General features: G+C 61.1%; 6 protein-coding genes. 3 read left to right on the top strand and 3 right to left on the bottom strand.

What is annotated here, in order from left to right; genetic code table 11:
- Positions 1 to 4: 4 nt before the first annotated feature.
- Genes Q0K17_RS10165 through rfbF form a run of 3 tightly spaced genes read right to left on the bottom strand, consistent with a single transcriptional unit; the run spans position 5 to position 3,665 of the window.
- Positions 5 to 1,804 (bottom strand): hypothetical protein, encoded by a 1,800-nt coding sequence (locus Q0K17_RS10165; protein ID WP_294542754.1) that lies wholly within the window; start codon positions 1,802 to 1,804, stop codon positions 5 to 7.
- 23 nt (positions 1,805 to 1,827) lie between these two features.
- Positions 1,828 to 2,889, bottom strand: a complete 1,062-nt coding sequence (rfbG, locus tag Q0K17_RS10160; protein WP_294542756.1) for a CDP-glucose 4,6-dehydratase — start codon at positions 2,887 to 2,889, stop codon at positions 1,828 to 1,830.
- Positions 2,889 to 3,665: a glucose-1-phosphate cytidylyltransferase gene (gene rfbF, locus Q0K17_RS10155; protein ID WP_294542752.1), complete on the bottom strand. Its 777-nt coding sequence runs from the start codon at positions 3,663 to 3,665 to the stop codon at positions 2,889 to 2,891. Before rfbF ends, rfbG begins: the two co-directional genes overlap by 1 nt.
- 194 nt (positions 3,666 to 3,859) lie before the next feature.
- On the opposite strand from rfbF, the gene Q0K17_RS10150 reads away from it, so the two are divergent.
- From Q0K17_RS10150 to Q0K17_RS11270, 3 genes are all read left to right on the top strand, one after another.
- Positions 3,860 to 4,750: a glycosyltransferase family 2 protein gene (locus tag Q0K17_RS10150; RefSeq protein ID WP_294542751.1), complete on the top strand. Its 891-nt coding sequence runs from the start codon at positions 3,860 to 3,862 to the stop codon at positions 4,748 to 4,750.
- Between the two features lie 27 nt (positions 4,751 to 4,777).
- A complete protein-coding gene (locus tag Q0K17_RS10145; protein WP_294542749.1) occupies positions 4,778 to 5,746 on the top strand; it encodes a glycosyltransferase in 969 nt (322 codons plus the stop codon).
- 34 nt (positions 5,747 to 5,780) lie between these two features.
- Positions 5,781 to 5,893, top strand: a 113-nt coding sequence (locus Q0K17_RS11270; RefSeq protein WP_366776919.1) for a glycosyltransferase, incomplete at its 3' end; no start/stop codon positions are given.

Here is a 5,893-nt window from a genome sequence, read left to right as displayed (position 1 = left end):
TTTTTCAGGGCCACAGGCTGATGCGCCGGGAAATGATGTTGTCATCCCGGACGGTGACAAAGTAATCGCCGTTTTCATCTGGCTCGGTCCGGGGCAGGTCCTGCAGGCAGGCTTCATGCCAGACTTCGCTGCCGTCCTCCCCCAGGGTGATATAGCTCAGGATCGCATCCGCCGGGACCTTATCCCCCTGGATGTAGACCTTCACGCTGTCCGCATAGCGGGTCATATCGTCGGTGACATGTGCCACCCACGCCACGTCATATCCTTCGTAATCGCGGGCATAGCACAAAAAGTAAATAGGTTCGCCGTTGGGCTGAGGATCGTTTTCCCACGCATCCACATGGTAGGCATTGCGGCTGCAGTCGCCGTACCGCAGGAAGAAAGCCTCCTGGGCGCCCTTATCGCTGCCCCAGACATTGAACTCGCACACCAGGGGCGAATCCTGGGGCACATCCGCCGCCAGTCCGGCCTCCACACTGTCGCACAGGAATTCGTAGGTGGCGCGCTTCTCCGTTCCGTTGTGCTGGCGGGTGGCCGCCCGCTGATAGGCTCCGCAGGCCGTCAGCCCCAGGATGACCACCACGGCAAGCACGACCATACCCCAGCGGGCATACCGGCTGCCGCGCACCAGGCGGAACAGCCAGACCAGCACCACCAGGACCATCAGGGCCACACCGAAAGATTCCACCGCCGCCGGGATGTACGCGGTGGTCCAGGTCACCCAGCCGTCCTGATACTTGCCGGACAGGCCCACCAGAAAGGCCGGTCCCGCCAGCATGGACAGTCCCATCAGGAACAGAAACACACTCTGCCTTTTATCCGGTTCCGGACGTCCCAACCACAAAAAGCAAACCACCACGGCCGCCAGCACCAGCGGCCAGAAAAAGTCCCCTGCCGTGTAGGAAGTGGGGTGGTAGTCGGACAAAAGGATGGTATTCAGCGGGAATCCGGCGGACATCTGCTGTACCCAGGTCAGAGCGATCTCCTTCAGATCAAAGGAGGCCTGCACGCCGGCATAGGATTGGCTCCCGGCAGAGGTATTCAGCCGGGAACTCATCACATACAGGCACAGCGCCGCCACTTCGCCGCCCAGGAACGGCAGGCCGAGGCGCACCGCCTTCCAGAAGCGAGGTTCCAGCACAAGGGCCAGAAACCCAAGCATGAGGATATAGGTATATCCGATTTCATAGGTGCCGCAGGTCCAGAATGTCAGCAGCGCGCCCAGCACGCCCCAGCGCCAATGCCCCGTCTTATGCAGCGCCACCATGCACAGTCCTGCCAGAAGGGCCGGACACAGGGCCATCTGCGGCAGGGCTTCGTAGCTGAACATTCCGTTGCTGGACCAGTCCGTCCACAGGCAGAGCATCAGGGGCAGCAGGGCAAAGAGGGCTCCGCCCAGCCGTTTGCGGCCGGTGGCTTTGGTCACAAGCAGGCCCAGCAGGGCTGCATCCACCAGGGTATGGCCGATGATGAACAGCCGGTACCGGTCAATATTGCCCTTGAACCAATAGCGCAGGGGCACCGGAAGGGTGGAAAAAGGGAAAAAGCGGCTGTTCTGCAGGGTAAGAGCCTTCCAGATGCCGGCCGCTTCCTGTTTCATCAGCCCCCATACAGAGCCGTGTGTCAGTTCGTAATAAGACCTGAGGTTGTTGACCTGATCGTCCCCGCCCAGCGGCGCCAGCAGCGTGACCCTCAGATAGCCCACGGCCGCCGCCAGTGCCACTGCCAGCAGTATCCACCAGAACCAGGCCGCCCCCGTGAGAGCGCGGACATTTCTTTTCCGTGTTTCCTGTTGCTTTTTCACCTTGTCTGTGTTCTCCTCTGTCATCAGCATCCGTGCAGGAATTCCGCGATCTCCGCATCCATCTCCGCCGGGATATCCCCGCCTGCCAGCCAGACCTTGCCAAAGCGGCAGGTCATGCGCATGCACTCCTCTATATGCCAGCGGGGATGCCAGCCGAAGGCAGCCTTGAGCTTGCTGCAGTCCAGCTTGAGGAAGTTGGCTTCGTGGGGGGCATTGGCTTCGGCGCGGTTCTCCCACCGGGCACCTTCGCCCCAGCAGCGGCAGAACAGGTCCACCAGATCCCCGGTGGTGACGCAGTCGCAGTCGTCCGGGCCCACATTGTAATATCCCGCGAAGGCCGGGTCCTCATACTGGGCCCTGGCGATCATCAGATACACCGCCAGCGGTTCCAGCACATGCTGATAAGGGCGGGTCGAATAGGGATTGCGCACCCCGATCGCCTCGCCCTTGGCCATGGCACGGATGCAGTCCGGAATGATCCGGTCATTGGCGAAATCCCCGCCGCCGATGACATTGCCGGCCCGGGCGGTGGACACCGCCACCCCCATGCCGTCCAGAAAACTGCATTTATAGCTGTGGGTCACCAGTTCGGAGCAGCTCTTGCTGTTGGAGTACGGATCGTACCCGTCCAGAGGCTCATTTTCCCGGTAGCCCCAGTGCCATTCCTTATTTTCGTATACCTTGTCGGTGGTGACGTTGAGCACCGAACGGGGCGGCTGCGCCGCCGTGCGCACGCATTCCAGCAGGTTCACGGTGCCCATCACGTTGGTCTCGTAGGTGTAGCGCGGGTCCTTATAGCTGTCCCGCACAATGGGCTGTGCCGCCAGATGCAGCACGATCTCCGGTCTTGCCTGCTCAAAGGCCGCCTTCAGAGCGTCCATGTCCCGGATGTCCCCGATGACGCTGGTCATCTTTCCGTCCAGATCCGCCATGCGGAACAGGGCGGGGTCGGTGGGCGGTTCCAGGCTGTATCCGGTGACCAGGGCACCGGCGCCGGTGAGCATCCGGCACAGCCAGGTCCCCTTGAACCCGGTATGCCCGGTCACAAACACCCGTTTGCCTGCAAAGAAATTCAGGTCCAGCATCAGTCGTTCCACACTTTCCAGGGCGCCTTGCCTTCCGCCCACAGTTTTTCCAGCTGGTTTCTGTCCCGCACAGTGTCCATGCATTTCCAGAATCCCCCGTGGCAGCAGCTCTGCAGCTGCCCCCGGGCGGCCAGGGTCTCCAGCGGTTTCTTTTCCAGGACGGTCTCGTCCCCTTCGATGACATCAAAGATCTCCGGGTTGCAGACCATGAACCCGATGTTGATCATGCTGCCGTCCATCTCCTGCTTTTCCCGGAACCCGGTCACCAGACCGGTGTCATCCACATCCAGCACCCCGAACTGCTGGCCCACATTGTAGCTGGACATGGTCACCGCCTTGCCGTGGGCACGGTGGAAGCGCTCCAGCTCGTTCAGGTCGATGTCGGACACACCGTCGCCGTAGGTCAGCATGAACGGCTCCTCCCCCACATAGGGGCGCACCCGCTTGATGCGGCCGCCGGTCATGGTGTTCAGGCCGGTGTCCACCACCGTCACCTTCCAGGGCTCGGCGTGCGAGTTCAGCACCTGCATGGAATTGGTGGCCAGATCGAAGGAAACATCCGCGTTGTGCAGATAGTAGTCAAAGAAATACTGCTTGATCACATCCTGCTTGTACCCGGCGCAGATGATGAAATCGGTGTAGCCGTAATGGGCATACCCTTTCATGATATGCCACAGAATGGGTTTGCCGCCGATCTCCACCATGGGTTTGGGCTTGAGAACGCTCTCTTCGCTGATGCGTGTTCCGAATCCGCCGGCAAGAATTACTACTTTCATACCGTCACCTACCTGATTGCATGCTTATTGGTAATTTTACCATATCCAGCGGCTTTTGACAATGAGCGGGCATACTTTTCATTTTGTTCATTCATTGAATTCCCCTTCGCGATATGGTATACTGATTTTATGTAAAAATTCTGTCGCATTTTCTGCTGCCGGACATGAAGCTGCCGGAAAAGAAAGGGGCCGTTATGCCGAAAATCGGGATCGTCATCTCCAACTACAATGGCTGGCGGGATACCCGGGTCTGTCTGGAAAGTCTGCGCCATCAGACCTTCCGGGATTTCGAGGTCATCCTGCTGGATGATGCCTCCACCGATGATTCGGTGCAGCAGCTGGGCGGCATGCTGGACGACAATGTGGTGTTTTTGCCCCAGACGCGCAACCAGGGCTTTGCCGCCATCAACAACCTGGGCATCCGGCGGGCGCTGGCGGACGGTGCGGACTGGGTGATGCTGCTGAACAACGACACCGCCTGCGCCCCGGATATGCTGGAAACCCTGCTGCGGCAGACCCCGCCGGATGGGGTGAGCTGTCCCAAGATGCTCTTCATGGACCCGCCGGACGAGATCTGGTTTGCCGGCGGCACCCTGGACCGGAAGACCGGCAAGGTGGTCCATCTGGGCGGGCACGCCAAGGACGGGCCCGATTTTTCCCGGAAAAAGCAGGTGGGGTTCATCACCTTCTGCTGTGTCCTGCTGCCCCGGAAGGTCATCGAGGCTGTGGGCTACCTGGACGAATCGCTGTTCATGTACTGTGAGGATGTGGACTACTGCATCCGCCTGACCGACGCCGGCGTACCCATGTGGTACCTGCCGGATGCGGTGCTGCACCACAAGGCCGGCGGAACCGCCGGGGGCATGCTCTCGGTATACTACATCACCCGCAACACCCTGACCCTGCGCTGCCGGGGCCGCTCGGCGGCTTTCCGCCGTCTGGCCGGGATCCTGGCGGCCCTGAAAGGCGGTTTGTGCTGTCTGGCTGCGGCCGCCCTGGGGCATCACAAAGGCCGCAGCTACGGCGAATGGCGCGGCGCCGTGGACTTTCTGAAAGGCCGCACCGGCCGCATGCCCGCCCCCTGAGAACTGTACCGGACAAGGAGTGATCGTATGTCCCCTCTCATCTCGGTGGTAGTCCCTGTATATAACAGCGCCCCTTATCTGGAAACCTGCCTGCGGAGTCTGCTGGCCCAGACCTGGCAGGACTGGGAAGCCATCCTGGTGGATGACGGCAGCACCGACGGTTCCGCCCGCCTGTGTGACACCTGGGCAAAGAAGGAGCCCCGTCTGCGGGTGATCCACCAGAAAAACGCGGGGGTCTCTGCGGCCCGCAACGCCGGCATCGCGGCGGCCCGGGGCGAATATCTGGCCTTCGTGGACGCGGATGACTGGGTGGAGCCGGACTATCTGCAGACCCTGTTCAACTGCATCGGTTCCCACGATATGGCGGTGTGCTGTGTCTGGGATCTCTCCGACTGGAACGAAAAAGTCTGCGGCGAGACCGTCTCCCTGCAGGTGCTGCGCACCACGCCTTCCCGGTACGCCAATCCGGTCTTTATCAACTATGCCTGCAACAAGCTGTACCGCACGGCCCTGGTCAGGCCCGCCATCCGGTTTCCCGAGGGGGTGCGCCGCTGTGAGGACGCCTACTTCGCGCAGGATTGTCTGCTGGCCTGCCGCAGCATTGCCGTCTGCCCCGACAAGCTGTACCATTACGAGCAGCACGAAGGGTCGGCGCTGCATCGGTTTTATACCGGCGTGTGCCGGGACGAACTGCCGCTGATGGAACGGCAGCACACCCTGTTCCACCCCGCCGCCCTGCCGGCGGAGGAGGAAAGGGCATACCGCGTCTGGGAATACGGAAAGGTCCTGGCTGTCTGCCGCTACATCCGGCAGTATGCGCCGGACAGAGCCACGCGGAAGGCCTACCTGCAGCGCTGGGTCACCGCACCGGCGGTCTGGCACGCCCTGAGGGCCCTGCCTCCCTGCCTGGGCCGCAAGGCAACAGTCCTGAACCTGCTGACCGGCCTGCGCCTCAGACGGCTGTGCATCGCCTTTCTTGAATATCTCTGCCAATAAATTTTCGCAGACCCAAAAGAGGAGAGTGGATTCCATGATGGCTTCCGCCGCACCGAAAATTTCCATTCTGATGCCGGTGTACAATGTGGAGCCCTACCTGCCGCAGGCAATCGACAGTGTACTGGCCCAGACCATGCCCGACTTTGA

It is taken from the genome of uncultured Gemmiger sp. (assembly GCA_944388105.1).
GTDB lineage: Bacteria > Bacillota > Clostridia > Oscillospirales > Ruminococcaceae > Gemmiger.
Note: the sequence above shows the minus strand (reverse complement) of the source record. Positions and strands in the feature narration are given on the sequence as shown.